The organism is Burkholderia sp. BCC1644, from assembly GCF_902833225.1.
GTDB lineage: Bacteria > Pseudomonadota > Gammaproteobacteria > Burkholderiales > Burkholderiaceae > Burkholderia.
Genome location: NZ_CADFEI010000017.1, coordinates 112099 through 132256 on the forward strand (window position 1 = coordinate 112099; position 20158 = coordinate 132256).

Here is a 20158-nt window from a genome sequence, read left to right on the forward strand (position 1 = left end):
CTGCATCGGCAGCGCCCTTTTCATTTACGGCTTGCGCATTTACTGCACCGGCACCAGCTTGAAATCGACCGGCTTGCCGACCACGACCTTCTGCGGATTCGCGCCGAGCTGCCCCGTTTCGACATCGCGGCTGAACACGTAGAACGAGTCGCTGTCCTGGTTGCCGACGATCAGCCACTTGCCGGTCGGATCGATCAGGAACTCGCGCGGCGTCTTGCCGAGGCTCGACTGGCGGCCGACCTGCTTCAGCCGGCCGTCGGCCTTGTCGACCGCGTAGATCACGAGATCGTTCGCGTCGCCGCGGTTGCTCACGTACAGGAAGCGGCCGTCCGGCGACAAATGGATCGCGCCGCCGCCGACCTTGCCCTTGAAGCCCGGCGCCGTCATCGACACCGTCTCGACCGGCGTCAGCTTGCCGTCGTGATAGCCGAACACCTCGACCGACGCGTTGAGCTCGCTCGTCACGTACGCGAACCGGCCGTCGGCGCCGAACACCATGTGACGCGGGCCCGAGCCGGCCTTCACCGGCGTGTAGCGCGTGTCGGTCGGGCTGATCAGCCCGCGGCTGCCGTCCACCGTGTAGCGGTAGCCGTAGATCTTGTCCGCGCCGAGATCCTGCACGAACAGGTAGCGGCCGTCCGGCGAAAACACCGTCGAGTGCACGTGCGCGCCATCCTGGCGGCCCTTCACGGGCCCCGTGCCTTCGTGGTGCACGGTCAGCACGGACGGGCCGACCGCGCCGTCGTCGCGCAGCGGAAACACCGCGAAGCTGCCGCCCGGATCCTTCGCGACCGAGTAGTTGGCCGTCACGAGGGTCTTGCCGTCCGGCGACAGCGCGAGATAGCAAGGATCGTTCCCTTCCGACGACACGCGGTCGATGAAGCTCAGCGCGCCCGTCTTCGCGTCGAAACGGAACGCGCTGACGCCGCCGCGCTGCGACGCGGGCCCGTCGTCGCCGGGCAGTTCGTTGACCGCGTAGACGGTGCGACCGTCGCGGCTCGGCAACAGGTACGACGGGTTCACGGTCTTTGCAGACGAGACGGGCGCGACGCTGCCGTTTTTAGTATCGAAGCGGTAAACATAAATGCCGTCGCTGCCGCCGCCCGTGTAGGTGCCGACCAGCAGGTTGTAGACGCCGTCGGCCGGTGCGGGCGATTGCTGCGCAAATGCGTGGGTCGCGGACAAGGAGAGCACGATCGCGAAACCTTTCATCCAGTGAGCGAGCCTAAGCGGGAACCCTCGTGTCGAAGCGCGTGCGTCACGCTCGCGTAAACGGTTGGGCATTGAATCCTCCTTGCATCGAGTCGCTTCAAGTGTTGAGATAGGACGAAACGCCGGCCGTTCATGCGCTCCGCCGCCCGGCCGAGTATACGGGGCGCGACGCCCGGGCGTGAAGCCCGGCCGCCGCCGTCCGCATTGTGAACTCGAATACCCAAGGATCGCCTGCCCATGCCCGCCCTGATCGAAGACTACGCCCTCGTCGGCGACGGCCACACGGCCGCGCTGATCTCGAAAGACGGCTCCGTCGACTGGCTGTGCTGGCCCCGCTTCGATTCGGGCGCCTGCTTCGCGGCGCTTCTCGGCACGCCCGAGCACGGCCGCTGGCTGCTTGCTCCCGCTGCCGACGCCGCGATCACGCACACCACACGCCGCTATCGCGGCGACACGCTGATCCTCGAAACCGATTACGAAAGCGCCGACGGCGCCGTCACCGTGATCGACTTCATGCCGCCCGGCAACGGCTGGTCCGAACTGGTGCGGATCGTCGTCGGCCGCCACGGCACGATGAAGATGCGCATGGAGCTCGTGTTGCGCTTCGACTACGGTTTCTCGATCCCGTGGGTCACGCAACTGACCCGCGAGGACGGCATGAAGGCGATCGCGGGCCCCGACACCGTCGTGCTGCGCACGCCGGTGCCGCTCACCGGCAAGAATCTCCATACCCTCGCGGAATTCACGGTCAGCGCCGACGAGCGCGTGCCGTTCTCGCTCAGCTATGCGGCGTCGCACATGCGGCTGCCGCCCGCGCGCGATCCGCTGTCGATGCTCGCGCGCACCGAGAACTACTGGCTCGAATGGTCGGGCCGCTGCCAGGTGCAGGGCCGCTACGCGGCGGCCGTGCGCCGCTCGCTGATCACGCTGAAGGCGCTCGCGTACGAGCCGACCGGCGGCATCGTCGCGGCGCCGACCACGTCGCTGCCCGAGAAGATCGGCGGCAATCGCAACTGGGACTACCGCTACTGCTGGCTGCGCGACGCGACGATCACGCTGCTCGCGCTGATGCGCGGCGGCTACTACGACGAGGCGCGCGCGTGGCGTACCTGGCTCGGCCGCGTGATGGCCGGTTCGCCCGAGCAGATCCAGATCATGTACGGGATCGCCGGCGAGCGACGGCTGCCGGAAATGGAGCTCGACTGGCTGCCCGGCTATCAGGATTCGAAGCCGGTGCGCGTCGGCAACGGCGCCGCGAACCAGCTCCAGCTCGACGTGTTCGGCGAGGTGATGGCCGCGCTGCACCTCGCGCGCGTGGGCGGCCTGCAGGCCGACGACACGGTCTGGTCCGTGCAGTGCGCGCTGCTCGACCATCTCGAGAAGATCTGGCAGGAACCCGACGAAGGGATCTGGGAAACGCGCGGCGGCCGCCTCCATTTCACGTTCTCGAAGGTGATGGCGTGGGTCGCGTTCGACCGCGCGATCAAGTCGGCGGAAATGTTCCGGCTGCCCGGCTCGCTCGACCGCTGGCGCGCGCTGCGCGAGCAGATCCATGCGGATGTCTGCGCCAACGCGTGGCACGAAGGCAAGCAGGCGTTCGCGCAGAGCTACGGCAGCGACGAACTCGACGCGAGCGTGCTGCTGATGCCGCTGCTCGGCTTCCTGCCGCCGGAAGACCCGCGCATCGTCGGCACGGTCGAGGCGATCGAGCGCGAATTGCTGCACGACGGGCTCGTGATGCGCTATCGGACGACCGATTACGACGACGGCCTGCCGCCCGGCGAAGGCACGTTTCTCGCGTGCAGCTTCTGGCTGGTCGACAACTACGCGCTGCTCGGCCGGATCGACGACGCGCACCGGCTGTTCAGCCGGCTGCTCGCGCTGTCGAACGACCTCGGGCTGCTCGCGGAGGAATACGATCCGGTCGCCGGGCGGCTCGTCGGGAACTTCCCGCAGGCGTTCTCCCACGTGGCGCTCGTGCATACCGCGATGAACCTGATGCACCACGAGGAGGCCATGGCGCGGGCAGCCGGCCAGCCCGCGCCGGCCGTGGCGACGGGGCGTTGACGGGGGGCCGGACGGGTGCGCGGGCGGCTTGGTCAGAGATCGTCAAATCGCAAAATTTTGATGAAAAATCGGGGAAATGTTGCATTGCACCACCCATCGTTGTCCGATATGATCGACGCGATTGTCCGGCCGCAGTGCAACATGGCCGGCCGCTGACCCCCACGGCACGCCGCGACGCCCCACGCCGCCCTTGCGCACCGTCCCCCACGCGGGAGTAGTCTGCATGCTTTACCAACTGCATGAATTCCAGCGCGCCATGCTGAGCCCGCTGACGGCCTGGGCCCAGGCCGCGTCCAAATCGTTCGCCAACCCGTCCAGCCCGTTCTCGCTGATGCCCGGCGCAACGCGGATGGCCGCCGCGTACGAACTGATGTACCGGCTCGGCAAGGATTACGAGAAGCCCGAATTCAACATTCATCAGATCGTCAAGGACGGCCACAACATTCCGATCGTCGAGCAGACGATCGTCGAGAAGCCGTTCTGCCGGCTGCTGCGCTTCAAGCGCTATTCCGACGACGCCGATGCCGTCACGCAACTGAAGGACGAGCCGGTCGTGCTGGTCTGCGCGCCGCTGTCGGGCCATCACTCGACGCTGCTGCGCGACACGGTGCGCACGCTGCTGCAGGATCACAAGGTCTACATCACCGACTGGATCGACGCGCGGATGGTGCCGATCGAGACGGGTCCGTTCCACCTGCACGACTACATCGCGTACATCCAGGAATTCATCCGTCACATCGGCGCGCGCAACCTGCACGTGATCTCGGTGTGCCAGCCGACGGTGCCGGTACTGGCGGCGATCTCGCTGATGGCGAGCCGCGGCGAGGATACGCCGCTCACGATGACGATGATGGGCGGCCCGATCGACGCCCGCCGCAGTCCGACGTCGGTGAACTCGCTCGCGACGCAGCACTCGACCGCGTGGTTCGAGAACAACGTGATCCACACGGTGCCCGCGAACTATCCGGGCGAAGGCCGCCAGGTGTATCCGGGCTTCCTGCAGCACACGGGCTTCGTCGCGATGAACCCGGAACGGCACGCGCAATCGCACTGGGATTTCTACCAGAGCCTGCTGCGCGGTGACGAGGAAGACGCCGAGGCGCACCGCCGCTTCTATGACGAGTACAACGCCGTGCTCGACATGGCCGCCGAGTACTACCTCGAGACGATCCGCGTCGTGTTCCAGGAGTTCCGGCTCGCGGAAGGCACGTGGGATGTCGAAGGCGAGCGCGTGCGGCCGCAGGACATCAAGCACACCGCGCTGATGACGATCGAAGGCGAACTCGACGACATCTCGGGCAGCGGCCAGACGCACGTCGCGCACGAGCTGTGCACGGGCATCCCGCAAGACGATCGCCGCAGCCTGACCGCCGAGAAGTGCGGCCACTACGGGATCTTCTCGGGCCGCCGCTGGCGCACGATCATCTACCCGCAGCTGCGCGATTTCATCCGCGAGCATGCCCCTGAGCCGAAGCACGGCGCGACGAAGGATCATCCGGACACGCCGGCGACCACGACGCTCGCGGCCGTACCGGCCGCCAACGCGCCGGCCGAAGCGACGCGCGCCACGGTAGCGAAGCGCACGCGCGCGAAGGCGCCGGCCAAGGCTGCCACCGCCGCAGCCCCCGCAAAGGCCGCTCCGGCAGCGAAGCGTGCCGCCAGCACGCCGCGCGCAAAAACCGTTCGCACGCGCAAGGCCGCCTGACGCATCGCGTTCCGACGAAAAAACGCCGCCGTTGCCTGCGCACGGCGGCGTTTTTACATCCGGCGGCCGCGCGTCAGCGCCGCAGCAGATATGCGAGCAGCACCTCGGTGTTCATCCGGACCATCTCCGCGCGCTCGTCGGTGTCGGTGAAGTCGCGGCCGAGCGTCGCGGCAAGCGTGAAGCGGTTCGACACGATGTAGTAGCCGAGCCCCGACAGCGTCACGTAGAAGCGCAGCGGATCGACGTCGCCGCGGAACAGCCCGGCCTTCTGGCCGCGCATCAGCACGTTGCCGAGCTTCGCGACGATCGGCGACATCATCTCGCGGATCCGCGTCGACTTGTGCAGGTAGCGGGCTTCGTGCAGGTTCTCGTTGTTGATGAGCCTGAGCAGTTCCGGATGGTCGCGGTAGTAGTCCCAAACGAAATGCGCGAGCCGCGTGACGGCCTCGACCGGCGCGACGCCGTCGAGATCGAGCACACGCTCGGCCTCGGTCAGCGCGGAGAACGCGTGTTCGAGCACGGCCGTGAACAACTGCTCCTTGCTGCCGAAGTAGTAATAGAGCATGCGCTCGTTGGTTTCGGCCCGGCGCGCAATCTGGTCGACGCGTGCGCCGAACAGCCCTCCACTCGCGAACTCTTCGGCTGCCGCCATCAGGATGCGGCGGCGCGTACCTTCAGGATCTCTTTTGATTTTTGGCTGATTCATGGTGGCGTTTTGCTATGTGAGCCGCTTGATCCGGACCGGCACCCCCACCGCCTTGGCGCCGGCCGCCCTGGAACGGGCGCGCCGCGTGCGGCCGCCCTCCTGCTGAGCCCCTGCAAAAAAGCGGTTCGATTATGCGCACAGACGGCGTCCAGCGCAATGCGGGAAATCGGCGATAATCGAGCTTTGGCAAACCTTTCCGGCTGCGTCCGACGCGGCCGAGAGCCATTCGGCGCCGCTGCGCCCGCTGTCACCGTGACCGACTCCAAAACACTCGCGGATCGCATCGAAGATCTGCTTCCCCAGACGCAATGCACGAAGTGCGGCTATAACGGCTGCCGTCCGTACGCCGAGGCGATTGCCGCCGGCGACGCGAACTACAACCAGTGCCCGCCCGGCGGCGCCGAAGGCATCGCGCGTCTCGCGGGCCTGCTCGGCAAGCAGGTGATTCCGCTGAATCCCGTCAATGGCAGCGAGCATCCGCGCGCGGTCGCCTTCATCGACGAAAGCCTGTGCATCGGCTGCACGCTGTGCATGCAGGCGTGCCCGGTCGACGCGATCGTCGGCGCGCCGAAGCAGATGCACACGATCATCGAAGCACAGTGCACCGGCTGCGATCTGTGCGTGCCGCCCTGCCCGGTCGACTGCATCGCGATGCTGCCGGTGACCGGCGATCGTACGGGCTGGGATGCGTGGTCGCAGGAGCAGGCCGACGCCGCGCGCGAACGCCACGACCTCCGGCTCGCCCGCCAGCGTCGCGAACGCGAAGCCGCCGAAGCACGCGCCGCCGCCCGCCGCGCGGCCAGTGCCGCGAAACCGGCCGCGGAACAGCAACCCGCGGCACAGCCGGACGCCCCCGCTGCCGCGCCGGTCGCTGACGACGCCGAAGCGAAGAAACGCGCGATCATCGCCGCCGCGCTCGAACGCGCGCGCAAGAAGAAGGAAGAACTGTCCGGGCAAGGCGCCGGGCCGAAGAACACCGAAGGTGTGAGCACGGCCGTCCAGGCGCAGATCGACGCGGCCGAGGCGCGCCGCAAACGGCTCGCCGAGCAGCAGGCGCAACGCGACGCCGACGCCGCGGCCGCAGGCGGCAACGATCAAGAGAACGGCGCAGGCAACGACGACCCAGGCAGCCCATCCGCGCCGCCCGACCAGAACGCTCCATGAACGCCAGCAAACGACGCGCGATCTACGAAACGCTGCAGAGCCTCAATCCGCATCCGACCACCGAGCTCGAATACTCGACGCCGTTCGAGTTGCTGATCGCCGTGATGCTGTCCGCGCAGGCGACCGACGTGTCGGTCAACAAGGCGATGCGGAAGATGTTCCCGGTCGCGAACACCCCGCGACAAATCGTCGCGCTTGGCGAAGAAGGCGTCACCGAGTACATCAAGACGATCGGGCTGTACCGCACCAAGGCCAAGAACGTGGTCGCGACGTGCCGGATCCTGCTCGACCGCTACGACGGCGAAGTGCCGGCCGATCGCGACGCGCTCGAAGGCTTGCCGGGCGTCGGCCGCAAGACCGCGAACGTCGTGCTGAACACTGCGTTCGGCCAGCCGACGATCGCGGTCGACACGCATATCTTCCGCGTCGCGAACCGCACGGGGCTCGCGCCGGGCAAGGACGTGCGGGCCGTCGAGGCCGCCCTCGAGAAATTCACGCCGAAGGAATTCCTGCAGGACGCGCATCACTGGCTGATCCTGCACGGACGCTATGTATGCAAGGCGCGCAAGCCCGAATGCTGGCACTGCGTGATCGAGCCGCTGTGCGAATTCCGGCCGAAAACGCCGCCGCCCAACGAATAAGCGTCAGGCGCGAGGACTCGCGCGGCGCCGGCCGATCGAACCGCGTCGGCACGGCCCGGATCCGTGGGCGCCGTCGCGCCGCGCGCGGCTCGCCCGCTTCCGGCTACGCATTGGACGTCGCCGTCGCATCGTCGGCGGCCGCGCCACCCGCCCGCACGAGCGCCAGCACCGCGGCCAGAATCGCGACGCCGCCCGCCCACTGCAGCGGCGACAACGCTTCCCCGAACAGCAACGCCGCGAGCGCAACCGTCACGACCGGTTCGAGCGTCGACAGCATCGACGTCCGCGCGGCCCCGAGCCGCTCGAGCCCGGCGAAAAACGCGAGCATGGCCGCAACCGTCGACACGAGCGCGATCGCGAGCATCGACGCCCAGCCGCCGCCCGTCGCGGGCCAGCGCGGCGGCGCGCCGAACGCGGCCGTCCGCACGACGGCGATCACCACGAGCGTGGCGGTCGCCGACAGGCAGATGATCGCCGTCGTCGCGAGCGGATCGACGCCGCGCGTCGCCTTCGTGCCGCCGACGATGTACAGCGAATAGATCACCGCGGCCGCCAGTGCGAGCGCGATCCCGAGCGGCTCGCCATGCCCGCCGCCGACCATCAGCGCGGAACCCGCGACGCACAGCACGAGCGCGACGGCCTTCGCGCGCGTCAGGCGCTCGCCGAGCCACCACGCTGCCAGCAGCGTGACGAACGCCGGGTACAGGTACAGCAGCAGCGCGACGAGGCTCGCCTGCGCGTGCTGCAGCGCGCTGAAATAGCAGAACGACTGCCCGACGTAGCCGACCGTGCCCATTGCCACGAGCGGCGCGAGCGCGCGGCCGCGCGGCCACGCGACGCGACGGTGCCGTGCGATCGCGGCGAGCACCGCGCCGCCGATCGCGAAGCGCACGATCAGCAGCCCGAGCACGTCGACGCCGGCCGCATACGCGTAGCGGCCGAAGATCGCCATCGCGCCGAACGCGGCGGCAGACAGCGCGACGTAGAGCGTGCCCTGCAGGGCGGCGGACGATGGGCGGGCGGTGGCGGTCATGACGAAACGGGCGAGCGAGGCGCCGGGGCGGGAATCGTCGGAGTGTAGCGGCGCGACGGCCGCCGGCCTAGCCCCCGCTTACCCGGTGCGCAGCGCCTTGCGGGGCAGTCGCGGCGGGCCTGCGCGGCGCCGCCCGTCCCGGCCCGCCGCCAGCGCCGTCCGCCGACCCGGCGTACAATGCCCGACGCGGCATGAGGCCGCCCGAATCACGACGCTTCCCCACCATGTTCAATCCAAGCCGCGACGAAGTGCGTCGCTTTTTCACCGAGACCTGGCGCAAGCAGCGCGCGGGCGAGATCCTGACGCCGCTGGAAGCGATGGCAGCCGACTGGATCATCGAGCATCCCGAATACCACGACGAACTCGCCGATGCGGATGGCGCGGCCGCGCGCAACTACACGCCCGAGGAAGGCCGCACGAACCCGTTCCTGCACCTGTCGATGCACCTCGCGATCAGCGAGCAGCTGTCGATCGACCAGCCGCCCGGCATCCGCGCCGCGCACGACAAGCTGGCCGCCAAGCTCGACTCGACCCACGACGCGCAGCACGCGATCATGGAATGCCTCGGCGAGACGATCTGGGAAGCGCAGCGCACGAACACGCCGCCCGATACCGACGCGTACCTGCAGCGCATCCTGCGCCGCGCGTCGCGCGACTGAGCGCGCGGGCCCGGCACACCGGCGCCCGGGCAGGCCCGGTCGCGGACAAAAAAATACCCCGCCGAGGCGGGGTATTTTTGCTGCACGGGCCCGTGAGGCCCGGCACGCTTACTTCTTGAACACGAGATCGGTTTCTTTCAGCGACTCGATGTAGGACGCGATGTCCTTCATGTCGCTGACCGACAGGCTCTGCACCTGTGCCTGCATGATCGCATTGTTGCGACCGAGCAGCGGGTTCGTCAGGCCCATCTGGTACTGGCGCATCGCCCACACGAGGTAGTCGGCATGCTGGCCGGCGAGGCGCGGATATTCGGCGTTGATCGGCTTGTTCATCTGCGCGCCATGGCAGGCGGCACAGTTGTGCGACTCGACCAGCTCCTTGCCCTTCGTGATGTCCGCTGCGTGCGCGGTACCGATCGCGAGGCCGGCCACCAGTGCCACCGCCGCCGTCTTGAATGCGTTGTTCATGAATGCTCCTGTCCCGCCGGAGAGACCGGCGGCGCGCGCTTACTTGTAGGGATTGTCCTTCGAGTCGGCCTTCTGGACGGCGTAGTAGGCCGCCAGATCCGCGATGTCCTGGTCCGTCAGCGAACCGGCGATCGCATTCATCGACGGGAAGTGACGATCCTTCTTGCGGTAGGCCTTCAGCGCGTTCTCGAGGTATTGCTGGTTCTGGCCGCCGAGGACAGGCACCCGGTAGACCTCCGGATACGCCGCGCGGTAGTCCTGGATGCCGTGGCAACCGATGCACATGGCGGCCTTGCTCGCCCCGTCCTTCGGGTTGCCGACCACACCGGCCGCCTGCGCGCTGCCCGCGAGCGCCACGAGCGCTGCGACAACGACGTGTTTGCCGACGAATTTGTTCATAGCTCTTGTAACCTAGCTTGAGGGGAAACTGGCGCCAAAGCGGCAACGGCCCGCGCCGTTTTGCTTGTTGGATCGCCACGCAGGCCAAAAAAAACGGCCAGATTGTACCGCGTCGGCAGGGAACGCGTCCATACGGCGCCCCCGTTCGCCCCGCCACAGCCCCGCAACGATACGCGGGCGCGGCCCAACCGGCCAGCCCTTCTGACTTATACTGGGTTTTTTTCCCGATGAAGAAGAGCGCCGCCATGCGTTTCGAAGGGTCCTCGCAGTACGTCGCCACCGACGATCTGAAGCTCGCGGTCAATGCCGCACTGACGCTGCAACGCCCGCTGCTGATCAAGGGCGAACCCGGCACCGGCAAGACCATGCTCGCCGAGGAAGTGGCCGCCGCGCTCGACATGCCGCTGCTGCAGTGGCATATCAAGTCGACCACCAAGGCGCAGCAGGGCCTGTACGAATACGACGCGGTATCGCGGCTGCGCGACTCGCAGCTCGGCGACGAGCGCGTGAAGGACATCTCGAACTACATCGTCAAGGGCGTGCTGTGGCAGGCGTTCGACGCCGAGCACCCGAGCGTGCTGCTGATCGACGAGATCGACAAGGCCGACATCGAATTCCCGAACGACCTGCTGCGCGAGCTCGACCGGATGGAGTTCCACGTGTACGAGACGCGCGAGACGGTGCGTGCGAAGCACCGCCCGCTCGTGATCATCACGTCGAACAACGAGAAGGAGCTGCCCGACGCGTTCCTGCGCCGCTGCTTCTTCCACTACATCCAGTTTCCCGACCCGTCGACGATGCAGAAGATCGTCGCGGTGCACTTCCCCGACATCCGCGAGGAGCTGCTGCGCGCGGCGCTCGAGAGTTTCTTCGAGTTGCGCGGCGTGTCGGGCCTGAAGAAGAAGCCGTCGACGTCCGAGCTGCTCGACTGGCTGAAGCTGCTGCTCGCCGAGAACATCCCGGCCGACGCGCTGCGCAGCGCGGACGCGAAGCAGATCGTGCCGCCGCTCGCGGGCGCGCTGCTGAAGAACGAGCAGGACCTGAGCCTGCTCGAACGGCTCGTCTACATGAACCGGCACAACCGGTAATCCTCCCTCACCCGCGAAGGCCCGGCCATGCTGCTCAATTTCTTCTACGCGCTGCGCGCAGCCAAGCTGCCCGTCTCGGTGAAGGAATACCTGACGCTGCTCGAATCGCTGAAGGCCGGGCTGATCTCGCCGTCGATCGACGCGTTCTACTTCCTCGCGCGGATGACGCTCGTCAAGGACGAGCAGTACTTCGACAAGTTCGACCAGGCGTTCGGCGCGTATTTCCATGGCGTGTCCACGCTGCCGTCCGAAGCGTTCGACATTCCGCTCGACTGGCTCGAGAAGCGTCTCGAGCGCGAACTGTCGCCGGAGGAAAAGGCGCAGATCGAGGCAATGGGCGGGCTCGACAAGCTGATGGAGCGCCTGAAGGCGCTGCTCGACGAGCAGAAGGAACGCCACGAAGGCGGCAACAAGTGGATCGGCACGGGCGGCACGTCGCCGTTCGGGCACGGCGGCTACAACCCCGAAGGCGTACGCATCGGCGGCCCGTCGAACGGCAACCGCACCGCGGTGAAGGTGTGGGAAGCACGCGCCTATCGCGACTACGACGATTCGGTCGAGATCGGCACGCGCAACATCAAGGTCGCGCTGCGGCGGCTGCGCCGCTTCGCGCGCGAAGGCGCGGCGGAAGAGCTCGACCTGCCCGGCACGATCCGCAGCACGGCCGCGAACGCGGGCTGGCTCGACCTGCGGATGGTGCCCGAGCGCCACAACAACGTGAAAGTGCTGATGCTGCTCGACGTCGGCGGCTCGATGGACGACCACATCAAGCGCACCGAAGAGCTGTTCTCGGCCGCGAAAGCCGAATTCAAGCATCTCGAATTCTTCTACTTCCACAATTGCGTGTACGACCACCTGTGGAAGAACAACCGCCGCCGCCACTCGGAGCGCACCGTGACGTGGGACGTGCTGCACAAGTTCACGCCCGACTACAAGCTGATCTTCGTCGGTGACGCGACGATGAGCCCGTACGAAGTGCTGCAGCCCGGCGGCTCGGTCGAATACAACAACCCGGAAGCCGGCGCCGTGTGGCTGCGCCGTCTCGCCGACCAGTTCCCCCATCATGCATGGCTGAACCCCGAGCCCGAGCGGCTATGGGAGTACCGGCAGTCGGTCGCGGTAATCCGCGACCTGCTCGGCCATCGCATGTATCCGCTCACGCTGGCGGGCCTCGAAACCGCGATGCGCGCACTCAGCAAGTAACGCAACCCACTCGCAGATACAAAGGCCGCGTCCGAGCGGCCTCCCCCGGAGATAGCATGAACCCCTCGCCCACCGCGAGCGCCAGCCGCGCCGGCGGCCGCCGCTTTTTCGCCGATACGTCCGTGTCGGCGCTCGTCGCCGGCTTCGTCGCGATGATGACCGGCTACACGAGTTCGCTCGTGCTGATGTTCCAGGCCGGCCGCGCCGCCCACCTCACCGATGCGCAGATCTCGTCGTGGATTTGGGCGCTGTCGATCGGCATGGCGCTGACGACGATCGGCCTGTCGCTGCGCTTTCGCGCGCCCGTCGTCGTCGCGTGGTCGACGCCCGGCGCCGCGCTGCTGATCGCGTCGCTGCCCGGCGTGCCCTACGCCGAGGCGATCGGCGCGTTCGTCGTGTGCGCGCTGCTGCTGACGGCCATCGGCGTAAGCGGCCTGTTCGACACGCTGATGCGCCGGATTCCGGCCGGCATCGCCGCCGCGCTGCTCGCGGGCATCCTGTTCGAGATCGGCATCGAGATCTTCCGCGCCGCGCAGTTCCAGACCGCGCTCGTGCTCGCGATGTTCTTTACCTACCTGGTCGTCAAGCGGCTCGCGCCGCGCTATGCGATCGTGACGACGCTGATCGTCGGCACGGCGGTGGCCGGCGGCCTCGGCCTGCTCGACTTCAGCCGCTTCCACATCGCGCTCGCGCAGCCCGTGTTCACGATGCCCGCGTTCTCGATCGCGTCGATCGTCAGCATCGGCATTCCGCTGTTCGTCGTCGCGATGGCGTCGCAGAACGTGCCGGGTATCGCGGTGCTGCGCGCGGACGGCTACCAGACGCCGTCGTCGCCGCTGATCGCGACGACCGGCTTCGCGTCGCTGCTGCTCGCGCCGTTCGGCTCGCACGGCGTGAACCTCGCGGCGATCACGGCCGCGATCTGCACGGGCCCCGAAGCGCACGAGGATCACGCCAAGCGCTACACGGCAGCCGTGTGGTGCGGCACGTTCTACCTGGTCGCCGGCATCTTCGGCGCGACGATCGCTGCGCTGTTCGCCGCGCTGCCGAAGGCGCTCGTGGTATCGGTCGCCGCGCTCGCGCTGTTCGGCTCGATCATGAGCGGGCTCGCGAACGCGATGCAGGACGTGAAACAGCGCGAGGCCGCGCTCGTCACGTTCATGGTCACCGCGTCGGGCCTCACGCTGCTGTCGATCGGCTCGGCGTTCTGGGGGCTCGTCGCGGGGATCGTCACGCAGGTGATCCTGAACGCGCGACGCCCCGCGTGACGCGGCTCGCGGCCCGCCGCGGCACGCGTCGGGCACGCCAAAACGTGTCCGACACGAATCGGGCCTAAAATGATGGATTGGAAGCGGCGCCCGGCGCCGCTTCGCTTCGCCGCCGCGCTCGCGCGGCCCGTGAGAACCCGGCGCCCCGCGCCCTTCTTCCGAATCGCCATGACTACCGCACTCGACCAGCTGAAGCAGTACACGACCGTCGTCGCCGACACGGGCGACTTCCAGCAGCTTGCGCAATACAAGCCGCAGGACGCGACCACGAACCCGTCGCTGATCCTGAAGGCCGTCCAGAAGGATGCGTACAAGCCGATCCTCGAGAAAACCGTCCGCGATCATCGCAACGAAAGCACCGATTTCATCATCGACCGCCTGCTGATCGCGTTCGGCACCGAGATCCTGAAGCTGATCCCGGGCCGCGTGTCGACCGAAGTCGACGCACGCCTGTCGTTCGACACGCAACGCTCGATCGACAAGGGCCGCGAGCTCATCAAGCTGTACGAAGCCGCCGGCATCGGCCGCGACCGCATCCTGATCAAGCTCGCATCGACGTGGGAAGGCATCCGCGCGGCCGAGGTGCTGCAGAAGGAAGGGATCAAGTGCAACATGACCCTGCTTTTCTCGCTCGTGCAGGCCGCCGCGTGCGCGGAAGCCGGTGCGCAACTGATCTCGCCGTTCGTCGGCCGCATCTACGACTGGTACAAGAAGCAGGCCGGCGCAGAGTGGAATGAAGAGAAGGACGGTGGCGCGAACGATCCGGGCGTGCAGTCGGTGCGCCGCATCTACACGTACTACAAGACGTTCGGCTACAACACTGAAGTGATGGGCGCGAGCTTCCGCACGACCAGCCAGATCACCGAACTTGCCGGCTGCGACCTGCTGACGATCAGTCCCGATTTGCTGCAGAAGCTGCAGGAGAGCAACGAGACCGTCGCACGCAAGCTGTCGCCGGAAGCGCTGCAGGACAAGCCGTCCGAACGCGTCGCGATCGACCGGGTCGCGATCGACGAGGCATCGTTCCGCTTCCAGCTGAACGACGAAGCGATGGCGACCGAAAAGCTCGCCGAAGGCATCCGCGTCTTCGCCGCCGATGCGGTGAAGCTCGAGAAGCTGATCGACGCGCTGCGCTGAGTCGCAACGGGCGTCAGCGGCTGTCAGCAACACTGACAACAGCCGTCAGCAAGCACGCCGCACACGGCCGCGAACATGATGTTCGCGGCCGTTTTTATTTTTCATTCCATCGTCAAGCACGCGCACTACAATCCACGTCACGGGTGCGCCGGCCGCCTCCCGATGCGCCCTTTCCCAGTCAATCTTGCACGACGCCGAACCCGCGCCGACACGCGGGTCCGGCCCATCACAGGAGACAACGATGCAAGTTCAACCGTACCTGACGTTCTACGGTCGTGCCGACGAAGCCCTTCAGTTCTACGAAAAGGCACTCGGTGCGAAGACGATGTTCAAGATGCACTTCAAGGATGCGCCGCCGAACCCCGACTACCCGATGACGCCGGAGATGGCCGACAAGGTGATGCACGCGAGCTTCACGATCGGCGACTCGATGATCATGTGCTCGGACGGCGACTGCAGCCAGCCGGCAGGCGCCGCGCATGCCGGTTATTCGCTGTCGCTGAACCCGGCGACGGTCGAGGAAGGCCAGAAGCTGTTCAATGCGCTCGCCGACGGCGGCGAAGTGACGATGCCGTTCGGCAAGACGTTCTGGGCGCTCGGCTTCGGGATGGCGAAGGATCGGTTCGGCGTGCACTGGATGGTCAACGTCGAAGACCTGTCGCAGCGCGAGGATCTCGCGCAACGCGCGGGGCAGTAACGCACGCGCGTGCCGCCCGGTCGCCGCGCTGACGCGACGATCCGGGCGGGCCCGCCATTTGCGCAGCACCTTCGTCAGCGCCTGCTCCAGCACGCCGTTCGAACGGCATGCACCGTCGCACGGGGCGTTCACGACGCACCATGCAAAACGCCCGCGACTAGCGTCGCGGGCGTCGTGTCGAAACAGCAACGGCAGGTGGGGGAATCAGCCCTCGACGACGTCGAGATAATCCTCCGGCCGCGTGCGATCTTCCGCATGCGCCATCCCCATCACGCGCACCAGCACGCTCACGACCACCGACACCACCAGGTTGACGATCAGCGACCACACGGCCGCGTAGCCGGGAATCGCGAGACCGAACAGGTGGATCGTGAAGATCGATCCGGCCAGCTTCAGCGAAATCGCCATCCACGTGCCGCACACGATGCCGGCGGCCCAGCCGGCCAGCAGGCCGCGATGGTCGAGCACGCGCGTATACAGGCCGAGCACGATCGCGGGCAGCGTCTGGATGATCCAGATCCCGCCGAGCAGCTGCAGCTGGATCGCGTAGGTCAGCGGCAGCCCGAGGATGAACGCCACCGCGCCGACCTTCACGATCAGCGACACGAGCTTCGCGACGTGCGTCTCCTGCTCGTGCGACATGTTGCGGTTCACGAACTCGCGGTGGATGTTGCGCGTGTACAGGTTCGCGGCCGCGATCGACATGATGGCCGCCGGCACCAGCGCACCGATGCCGATCGCCGCGAACGCGACGCCGACGAACCACGACGGGAAGTACTCGAGGAACAGCGCGGGCACCGCGAAGTTCGGGCCGAACGCCTTGAAGTACGGCGCGTACTGCGGCATGTCCTTCACGCCCGACGCGAGCGCCATGTAGCCGAGCAGCGCGAGCAGGCCGAGCACGAACGAGTACGCGGGCAGCATCGCCATGTTGCGGCGGATCGAGTTGCCCGACGACGACGACAGGATCGCCGTGACCGAGTGCGGATACAGGAACAGTGCAAGCGCCGAGCCGATCGCGAGCGTCGCGTACGCGCTGTAGCCGTTCAGGCTCATCGCATCGGGTGCCTTCAGCAGCAGCTTCGCGGGCGGCACGCTCGCGAAGATGTGCCCGAAGCCGCCGAGCTTCGCCGGGATCACGATGACGGCAGCCGCGATCGTGATGTAGATCAGGATGTCCTTGACGATCGCGATCATGGCCGGGGCGCGCAGCCCCGACGTGTACGTGTACGCGGCGAGGATCGCGAACGCGATGATCAGCGGCAGATCGCCGACGAAGCCGGTCGTGTCGAAACCGAGCGCGCCGATCACCACTTCGATGCCGACCAGCTGCAGCGCGATGTACGGCATCGTCGCGAGGATGCCCGTCACCGCGATCGCGAGCGCGAGCATCCGGCTGCCGTAGCGCGCGTTGACGAAGTCGGCGGCCGTCACGTAGCCGTGCCGCTTCGCGATGCTCCACAGCTTCGGGAACACGACGAACGCGAACGGATAGATCAGGATCGTGTACGGCAGCGCGAAGAAGCCCATCGCACCGGCGCCGAACACCAGCGCGGGTACCGCGACGAACGTGTAGGCCGTATAGAGGTCGCCGCCGAGCAGGAACCACGTGACGATCGTGCCGAAGCGGCGTCCGCCGAGGCCCCATTCGTCGAGATGGGCGAGATCGCCGCGCCGCCAGTTCGCAGCCAGGAAACCGATGATCGTGACGCCGATGAACAGCAGGACGAAGACGAAGGTTGCGCCGAGATTCATTGCCCACCTCCCTGCGGGCCGCTCGCCTTCCACGCGTTCTTGGTCTTGAAATACACGAACGCAGTGATCACCGCGCTGATGAAGACCCACAGCAGCTGGTACCAGTAGAAAAACGGAAAATCGAACAACTGCGGTTCGATCTTGCTGTAGGACGGTACCCAGACCATCGCAATCAGCGGCAGTACCAGCAGCCAGAGCCAGCGCTTGGCGGCTCGGTTGGCGTCGGCATCGTGAGCCATGACGTCTCCTCTTCTTTCCCGGTTATCGATCTTGTTGAGCGGGTACGGCGCCGAGAGGAGCGGCGAAACGGGTAGGCTGCGGCTCCCCTAGCTTCGCGCCAGTATAGGAGCCGCGAGCACGCGGTCAAGCAGGGGCGAACCCGAGGTGATCCGCCCCTTGTCGCGTGGTTGCACCGGCCTGCCGCCGGTGCATGAAGCGTCAGATCGCGAACGAGGTGTCGCGTGCGCCGGTCGTTTCTTTCAAAGCTTTCACCCACTTGCGTGCGGGCAGCTTCAGCGTGTCCTCGATCAGCTTCGCGCGTGCGTCGAGCTGCGCGAACGGCACGTCGAGCGCGGGGCCCGAGAACGCGATCGCGATCCGGTTGCCGTCGTGCACTTCGGGCAGCGCGATCACGCGATTTTCGAACGCCGCGTTCAAGTGCTTCATGTTGCGCACGAAGCTCGGATGATCGCCGAACAGGTTGATCGTCGCGATGCCCGCGTCGGCGAGGCAGCCGCGCACCGCACGGTAGAACGCGACGCTGTCGAGCACGGGGCCGCGCGCGGTCGCGTCGTACAGGTCGATCTGGATCGCGCCCATCGTGCCGCGGTTGGCCGGGTCGTTGACGAAGTCCCACGCGTCGGCTTCATGCACGGCGAGACGTGCGTCGTCGGGCGGCAGCGCGAACATCGTGCGCGCGGCGACGATCACGGCCGGGTTCAGCTCGACGGCCTCGACCTTCGCGTTCGGCAGGAAACGGTGCGAGAACTTGGTCAGCGCGCCGGTGCCGAGCCCGAGCTGGACGATCCGCTCGGGCGTTTCGAGGAACAGCAGCCATGCCATCATCTGCTGCGCGTATTCGAGCTCGATGTGCAGCGGCTTCGAGATCCGCATGGCGCCCTGCACCCATTCGGTGCCGAAGTGCAGGAAGCGCACGCCGCCCTCTTCGGAGAACGTAACGGGCGCGAAGCGCGGCTTGCGCGGCGCTTCGAGCACGGGCACGTCGTCGTGTTCGTCGATGTCCGGGCGGCGCTTCACGCGCGGCGGCTGGAGTTTTTCGGAGCCGTTGTACGAGGACGGCTTGCCTTGCTTGAACGCACGCGCCTCGGCGGACGCACGCTTGATCAGTCGGGTCATGATTGAATCTCGCTGGGTGATGCTGGTTTTAGCGGACGAGAGGATAGCATTGGTGGTTGATGGCGGCCGCGAGGCGCGCCCGACTGCACCCGACTTCGCATCCCGCTGGCGATTCACGGCATTCATTGCTCGAAGGAGGAAACATGACCTCGAACGACAAGAAAATCTGGTTCCCGGCGAAACGCTATGGCTGGGGCTGGGGATTGCCGGTCGTGTGGCAGGGGTGGGTCGTGCTGCTGCTGTTCGTGATCGGAATCGTCGCGAGCGCGTGGCTGGTGCCGCCGCAACGCTCGCCGGTCGCATACGGGGCGTGCATCGTGGCGCTGGTCGCGCTGCTGACCGTGGTGTGCTGGATCAAGGGCGAGAAGCCCACATGGAGATGGGGCAAGGACGATTGAACGTCGGGCTCGATGGCCGCCGGTCCCTGCGCCTCACGCCGAAATCAGTCGCGAATCTGCCGCCACCGCACGAGCTTCTGCTCGAACGACAACATCGCATTCGCCGGGCTCGACCAAGGCAGCACGAGCGTCTCGTACCCGACCTGGCCGATCACATCGGCGAATCGCCCTGCCGTCTTGCCGTTGAAACACACGCGCTTCGCACACGAGCCGCGCATCGTACGGCAGGTCATGAATCGCCGCCTCGCCGAGCACCGCCCCCGGCAATCACCAGAACTGCTTGCTATTTTGTTCAGTTTGACACCGGCGTTGATCAGACAGCATGCTGCTGCCGCGCATGCACTTTCTTGCGACGTGACCTGCTGCGCCGTAATGTCATCGAAGCCTGCCAACATCCGCTCCGACCATACCTGCTCCATCACACGGGATTTCGTAAGCATGAGCCACATCCACTTCATCGGCGGGGAAAAAGGCGGCGTCGGAAAATCGCTCGCCGCCCGCGTGCTGGCCCAGTATTTCATCGATCGGAGCATACCCTTCGTGGGCTTCGATACCGACCGGTCGCACGGCGCGCTACTGCGGTTCTATGCCGATTTTGCCGCGCCTGCCGTGCTCGACCAGCATGACAGCCTCGATCCTGTCATGGAATCGGCGCTCGAGGATCCGCAGCGGCGCATACTGGTCGACCTCGCGGCCCAGACGCGGCAATCGCTCGCCAAGTGGCTCGACGATTCGGACGTATTGGATTTTGCCGAAGAACACGGCCTCACGCTGACCTGGTGGCACGTGATGGACACTGGACGCGATTCGGTCGATCTGCTGCGGCAGTGGCTCGACGAATTCGGCGGACGAATCAAGCTGGTGCTGGTGCTGAATGAAGTCCGCGGCGATCGCTTCGAGATTCTGGAAGCATCCGGCGAACGCGAGAGGGCCGAAGCCCTTGGCGCCAGCGTGATTACGCTGCGCCGCTTGCCCGATACGACGATGCAGAAGATCGATCGACAAAGCGCGAGCTTCTGGGCGGCGGTCAATCATCCCGACCGCGCCGCCACGGGGCTCGGCTTGCTGGAGCGGCAGCGCGTCAAGGTCTGGCTGCATCGTACTTATGAGGAGTTGGGCACGCTCGCCTTGTAGCGAGGGGCGCCGGACGGTGCGGGGGGATGCGGTGAGTTGCTGGAATGGCGCATACTGGGAAACCTGGA

At 66.7% G+C, this 20158-nt stretch carries 20 protein-coding genes and 1 pseudogene; 12 read left to right on the top strand and 9 right to left on the bottom strand.

All coding sequences use genetic code 11. The annotated features are described in order from the left end of the window. Nucleotides 1–39 precede the first annotated feature (39 nt). Nucleotides 40–1284: a lactonase family protein gene (locus tag HWX87_RS28800; RefSeq protein WP_176050430.1), complete on the bottom strand. Its 1245-nt coding sequence runs from the start codon at nucleotides 1282–1284 to the stop codon at nucleotides 40–42. Between the two features lie 165 nt (nucleotides 1285–1449). Between HWX87_RS28800 and HWX87_RS28805 the strand changes: the two genes are divergently transcribed. Together HWX87_RS28805 and phaZ are read left to right on the top strand one after the other, a co-directional pair. Continuing rightward, entirely contained in the window at nucleotides 1450–3279 is a 1830-nt protein-coding gene (locus HWX87_RS28805) for a glycoside hydrolase family 15 protein (protein WP_176050431.1), read from the top strand. Between the two features lie 223 nt (nucleotides 3280–3502). Next, complete coding sequence (gene phaZ, locus HWX87_RS28810) at nucleotides 3503–4984, top strand: polyhydroxyalkanoate depolymerase (RefSeq protein WP_176050432.1); 1482 nt, start codon at nucleotides 3503–3505, stop codon at nucleotides 4982–4984. A gap of 73 nt (nucleotides 4985–5057) precedes the next feature. Here the strand turns inward: phaZ and HWX87_RS28815 are convergent, their stop codons facing one another. Next, complete coding sequence (locus HWX87_RS28815; protein WP_049031880.1) at nucleotides 5058–5690, bottom strand: TetR family transcriptional regulator; 633 nt, start codon at nucleotides 5688–5690, stop codon at nucleotides 5058–5060. A gap of 156 nt (nucleotides 5691–5846) precedes the next feature. Here HWX87_RS28815 and rsxB point away from each other — a divergent pair, with 156 nt between their 5' ends. After that, on the top strand, nucleotides 5847–6854 hold the full coding sequence (rsxB, locus tag HWX87_RS28820; RefSeq protein WP_176050485.1) for an electron transport complex subunit RsxB: 1008 nt from the start codon (nucleotides 5847–5849) through the stop codon (nucleotides 6852–6854). Further along, nucleotides 6851–7495, top strand: a complete 645-nt coding sequence (gene nth / locus HWX87_RS28825; RefSeq protein ID WP_176050433.1) for an endonuclease III — start codon at nucleotides 6851–6853, stop codon at nucleotides 7493–7495. Before rsxB ends, nth begins: the two co-directional genes overlap by 4 nt. A gap of 103 nt (nucleotides 7496–7598) precedes the next feature. Here nth and HWX87_RS28830 read toward each other — a convergent pair whose 3' ends face one another. Further along, on the bottom strand, nucleotides 7599–8528 hold the full coding sequence (locus tag HWX87_RS28830; protein ID WP_176050434.1) for a DMT family transporter: 930 nt from the start codon (nucleotides 8526–8528) through the stop codon (nucleotides 7599–7601). A 224-nt stretch (nucleotides 8529–8752) separates the two neighbouring features. On the opposite strand from HWX87_RS28830, the gene HWX87_RS28835 reads away from it, so the two are divergent. Beyond that, nucleotides 8753–9187 carry a DUF1841 family protein gene (locus HWX87_RS28835; RefSeq protein ID WP_176050435.1) on the top strand — a complete coding sequence of 145 codons (435 nt, stop codon included), beginning with the start codon at nucleotides 8753–8755 and terminating at the stop codon, nucleotides 9185–9187. 108 nt (nucleotides 9188–9295) lie between these two features. Here the strand turns inward: HWX87_RS28835 and HWX87_RS28840 are convergent, their stop codons facing one another. After that, nucleotides 9296–9655: a c-type cytochrome gene (locus HWX87_RS28840; RefSeq protein ID WP_176050436.1), complete on the bottom strand. Its 360-nt coding sequence runs from the start codon at nucleotides 9653–9655 to the stop codon at nucleotides 9296–9298. A 39-nt stretch (nucleotides 9656–9694) separates the two neighbouring features. Further along, nucleotides 9695–10054 (bottom strand): c-type cytochrome, encoded by a 360-nt coding sequence (locus HWX87_RS28845; RefSeq protein ID WP_174379984.1) that lies wholly within the window; start codon nucleotides 10052–10054, stop codon nucleotides 9695–9697. A gap of 245 nt (nucleotides 10055–10299) precedes the next feature. Between HWX87_RS28845 and HWX87_RS28850 the strand changes: the two genes are divergently transcribed. From HWX87_RS28850 to HWX87_RS28870, 5 genes are all read left to right on the top strand, one after another. Next, nucleotides 10300–11142, top strand: coding sequence for a MoxR family ATPase (locus HWX87_RS28850; protein WP_176050437.1), 843 nt, complete (start codon nucleotides 10300–10302; stop codon nucleotides 11140–11142). Nucleotides 11143–11169: 27 nt separating this feature from the next. Next, nucleotides 11170–12345 carry a VWA domain-containing protein gene (locus tag HWX87_RS28855; protein ID WP_176050438.1) on the top strand — a complete coding sequence of 392 codons (1176 nt, stop codon included), beginning with the start codon at nucleotides 11170–11172 and terminating at the stop codon, nucleotides 12343–12345. Nucleotides 12346–12401: 56 nt separating this feature from the next. Then, the gene (locus HWX87_RS28860) at nucleotides 12402–13613 is read left to right on the top strand and encodes a benzoate/H(+) symporter BenE family transporter (protein WP_176050439.1); all 1212 of its coding nucleotides are present in this window, start codon (nucleotides 12402–12404) and stop codon (nucleotides 13611–13613) included. Between the two features lie 168 nt (nucleotides 13614–13781). Further along, the gene (gene tal, locus HWX87_RS28865) at nucleotides 13782–14750 is read left to right on the top strand and encodes a transaldolase (protein ID WP_176050440.1); all 969 of its coding nucleotides are present in this window, start codon (nucleotides 13782–13784) and stop codon (nucleotides 14748–14750) included. 241 nt (nucleotides 14751–14991) lie between these two features. Continuing rightward, nucleotides 14992–15447 carry a VOC family protein gene (locus HWX87_RS28870; RefSeq protein ID WP_166960895.1) on the top strand — a complete coding sequence of 152 codons (456 nt, stop codon included), beginning with the start codon at nucleotides 14992–14994 and terminating at the stop codon, nucleotides 15445–15447. A gap of 204 nt (nucleotides 15448–15651) precedes the next feature. Here the strand turns inward: HWX87_RS28870 and HWX87_RS28875 are convergent, their stop codons facing one another. The 3 genes from HWX87_RS28875 to HWX87_RS28885 form a co-directional block, all read right to left on the bottom strand. Further along, nucleotides 15652–17202: a sodium:solute symporter family protein gene (locus HWX87_RS28875; protein ID WP_176050441.1), complete on the bottom strand. Its 1551-nt coding sequence runs from the start codon at nucleotides 17200–17202 to the stop codon at nucleotides 15652–15654. After that, entirely contained in the window at nucleotides 17199–17441 is a 243-nt protein-coding gene (locus HWX87_RS28880) for a DUF3311 domain-containing protein (protein ID WP_059233528.1), read from the bottom strand. Before HWX87_RS28880 ends, HWX87_RS28875 begins: the two co-directional genes overlap by 4 nt. A gap of 199 nt (nucleotides 17442–17640) precedes the next feature. Continuing rightward, complete coding sequence (locus HWX87_RS28885; protein ID WP_176050442.1) at nucleotides 17641–18558, bottom strand: spermidine synthase; 918 nt, start codon at nucleotides 18556–18558, stop codon at nucleotides 17641–17643. A 143-nt stretch (nucleotides 18559–18701) separates the two neighbouring features. Here HWX87_RS28885 and HWX87_RS28890 point away from each other — a divergent pair, with 143 nt between their 5' ends. Continuing rightward, nucleotides 18702–18956: a hypothetical protein gene (locus tag HWX87_RS28890; protein WP_176050443.1), complete on the top strand. Its 255-nt coding sequence runs from the start codon at nucleotides 18702–18704 to the stop codon at nucleotides 18954–18956. A gap of 44 nt (nucleotides 18957–19000) precedes the next feature. Here the strand turns inward: HWX87_RS28890 and HWX87_RS28895 are convergent. Next, nucleotides 19001–19247 (bottom strand): annotated as a pseudogene (locus tag HWX87_RS28895) (DNA-deoxyinosine glycosylase); the annotation flags it as partial. A gap of 147 nt (nucleotides 19248–19394) precedes the next feature. On the opposite strand from HWX87_RS28895, the gene HWX87_RS28900 reads away from it, so the two are divergent. Then, complete coding sequence (locus tag HWX87_RS28900; RefSeq protein ID WP_176050444.1) at nucleotides 19395–20090, top strand: mobilization protein; 696 nt, start codon at nucleotides 19395–19397, stop codon at nucleotides 20088–20090. Nucleotides 20091–20158 lie beyond the last annotated feature (68 nt).

What these genes read in the sequence shown, in the direction of transcription:
- HWX87_RS28835 (WP_176050435.1), top strand. Translation starts at nt 8,753, where the DNA reads ATGTTCAATCCAAGCCGCGACGAAGTGCGTCGCTTTTTCACCGAGACC.
- nth (WP_176050433.1), top strand. Translation starts at nt 6,851, where the DNA reads ATGAACGCCAGCAAACGACGCGCGATCTACGAAACGCTGCAGAGCCTC.
- tal (WP_176050440.1), top strand. Translation starts at nt 13,782, where the DNA reads ATGACTACCGCACTCGACCAGCTGAAGCAGTACACGACCGTCGTCGCC.
- HWX87_RS28830 (WP_176050434.1), bottom strand. Translation starts at nt 8,528, where the DNA reads ATGACCGCCACCGCCCGCCCATCGTCCGCCGCCCTGCAGGGCACGCTC.
- HWX87_RS28875 (WP_176050441.1), bottom strand. Translation starts at nt 17,202, where the DNA reads ATGAATCTCGGCGCAACCTTCGTCTTCGTCCTGCTGTTCATCGGCGTC.
- HWX87_RS28855 (WP_176050438.1), top strand. Translation starts at nt 11,170, where the DNA reads ATGCTGCTCAATTTCTTCTACGCGCTGCGCGCAGCCAAGCTGCCCGTC.
- HWX87_RS28890 (WP_176050443.1), top strand. Translation starts at nt 18,702, where the DNA reads ATGACCTCGAACGACAAGAAAATCTGGTTCCCGGCGAAACGCTATGGC.
- HWX87_RS28885 (WP_176050442.1), bottom strand. Translation starts at nt 18,558, where the DNA reads ATGACCCGACTGATCAAGCGTGCGTCCGCCGAGGCGCGTGCGTTCAAG.
- HWX87_RS28900 (WP_176050444.1), top strand. Translation starts at nt 19,395, where the DNA reads ATGAGCCACATCCACTTCATCGGCGGGGAAAAAGGCGGCGTCGGAAAA.
- HWX87_RS28880 (WP_059233528.1), bottom strand. Translation starts at nt 17,441, where the DNA reads ATGGCTCACGATGCCGACGCCAACCGAGCCGCCAAGCGCTGGCTCTGG.
- HWX87_RS28845 (WP_174379984.1), bottom strand. Translation starts at nt 10,054, where the DNA reads ATGAACAAATTCGTCGGCAAACACGTCGTTGTCGCAGCGCTCGTGGCG.
- phaZ (WP_176050432.1), top strand. Translation starts at nt 3,503, where the DNA reads ATGCTTTACCAACTGCATGAATTCCAGCGCGCCATGCTGAGCCCGCTG.
- rsxB (WP_176050485.1), top strand. Translation starts at nt 5,847, where the DNA reads ATGCGGGAAATCGGCGATAATCGAGCTTTGGCAAACCTTTCCGGCTGC.
- HWX87_RS28860 (WP_176050439.1), top strand. Translation starts at nt 12,402, where the DNA reads ATGAACCCCTCGCCCACCGCGAGCGCCAGCCGCGCCGGCGGCCGCCGC.
- HWX87_RS28840 (WP_176050436.1), bottom strand. Translation starts at nt 9,655, where the DNA reads ATGAACAACGCATTCAAGACGGCGGCGGTGGCACTGGTGGCCGGCCTC.
- HWX87_RS28870 (WP_166960895.1), top strand. Translation starts at nt 14,992, where the DNA reads ATGCAAGTTCAACCGTACCTGACGTTCTACGGTCGTGCCGACGAAGCC.
- HWX87_RS28805 (WP_176050431.1), top strand. Translation starts at nt 1,450, where the DNA reads ATGCCCGCCCTGATCGAAGACTACGCCCTCGTCGGCGACGGCCACACG.
- HWX87_RS28815 (WP_049031880.1), bottom strand. Translation starts at nt 5,690, where the DNA reads ATGAATCAGCCAAAAATCAAAAGAGATCCTGAAGGTACGCGCCGCCGC.
- HWX87_RS28850 (WP_176050437.1), top strand. Translation starts at nt 10,300, where the DNA reads ATGCGTTTCGAAGGGTCCTCGCAGTACGTCGCCACCGACGATCTGAAG.
- HWX87_RS28800 (WP_176050430.1), bottom strand. Translation starts at nt 1,284, where the DNA reads ATGCCCAACCGTTTACGCGAGCGTGACGCACGCGCTTCGACACGAGGG.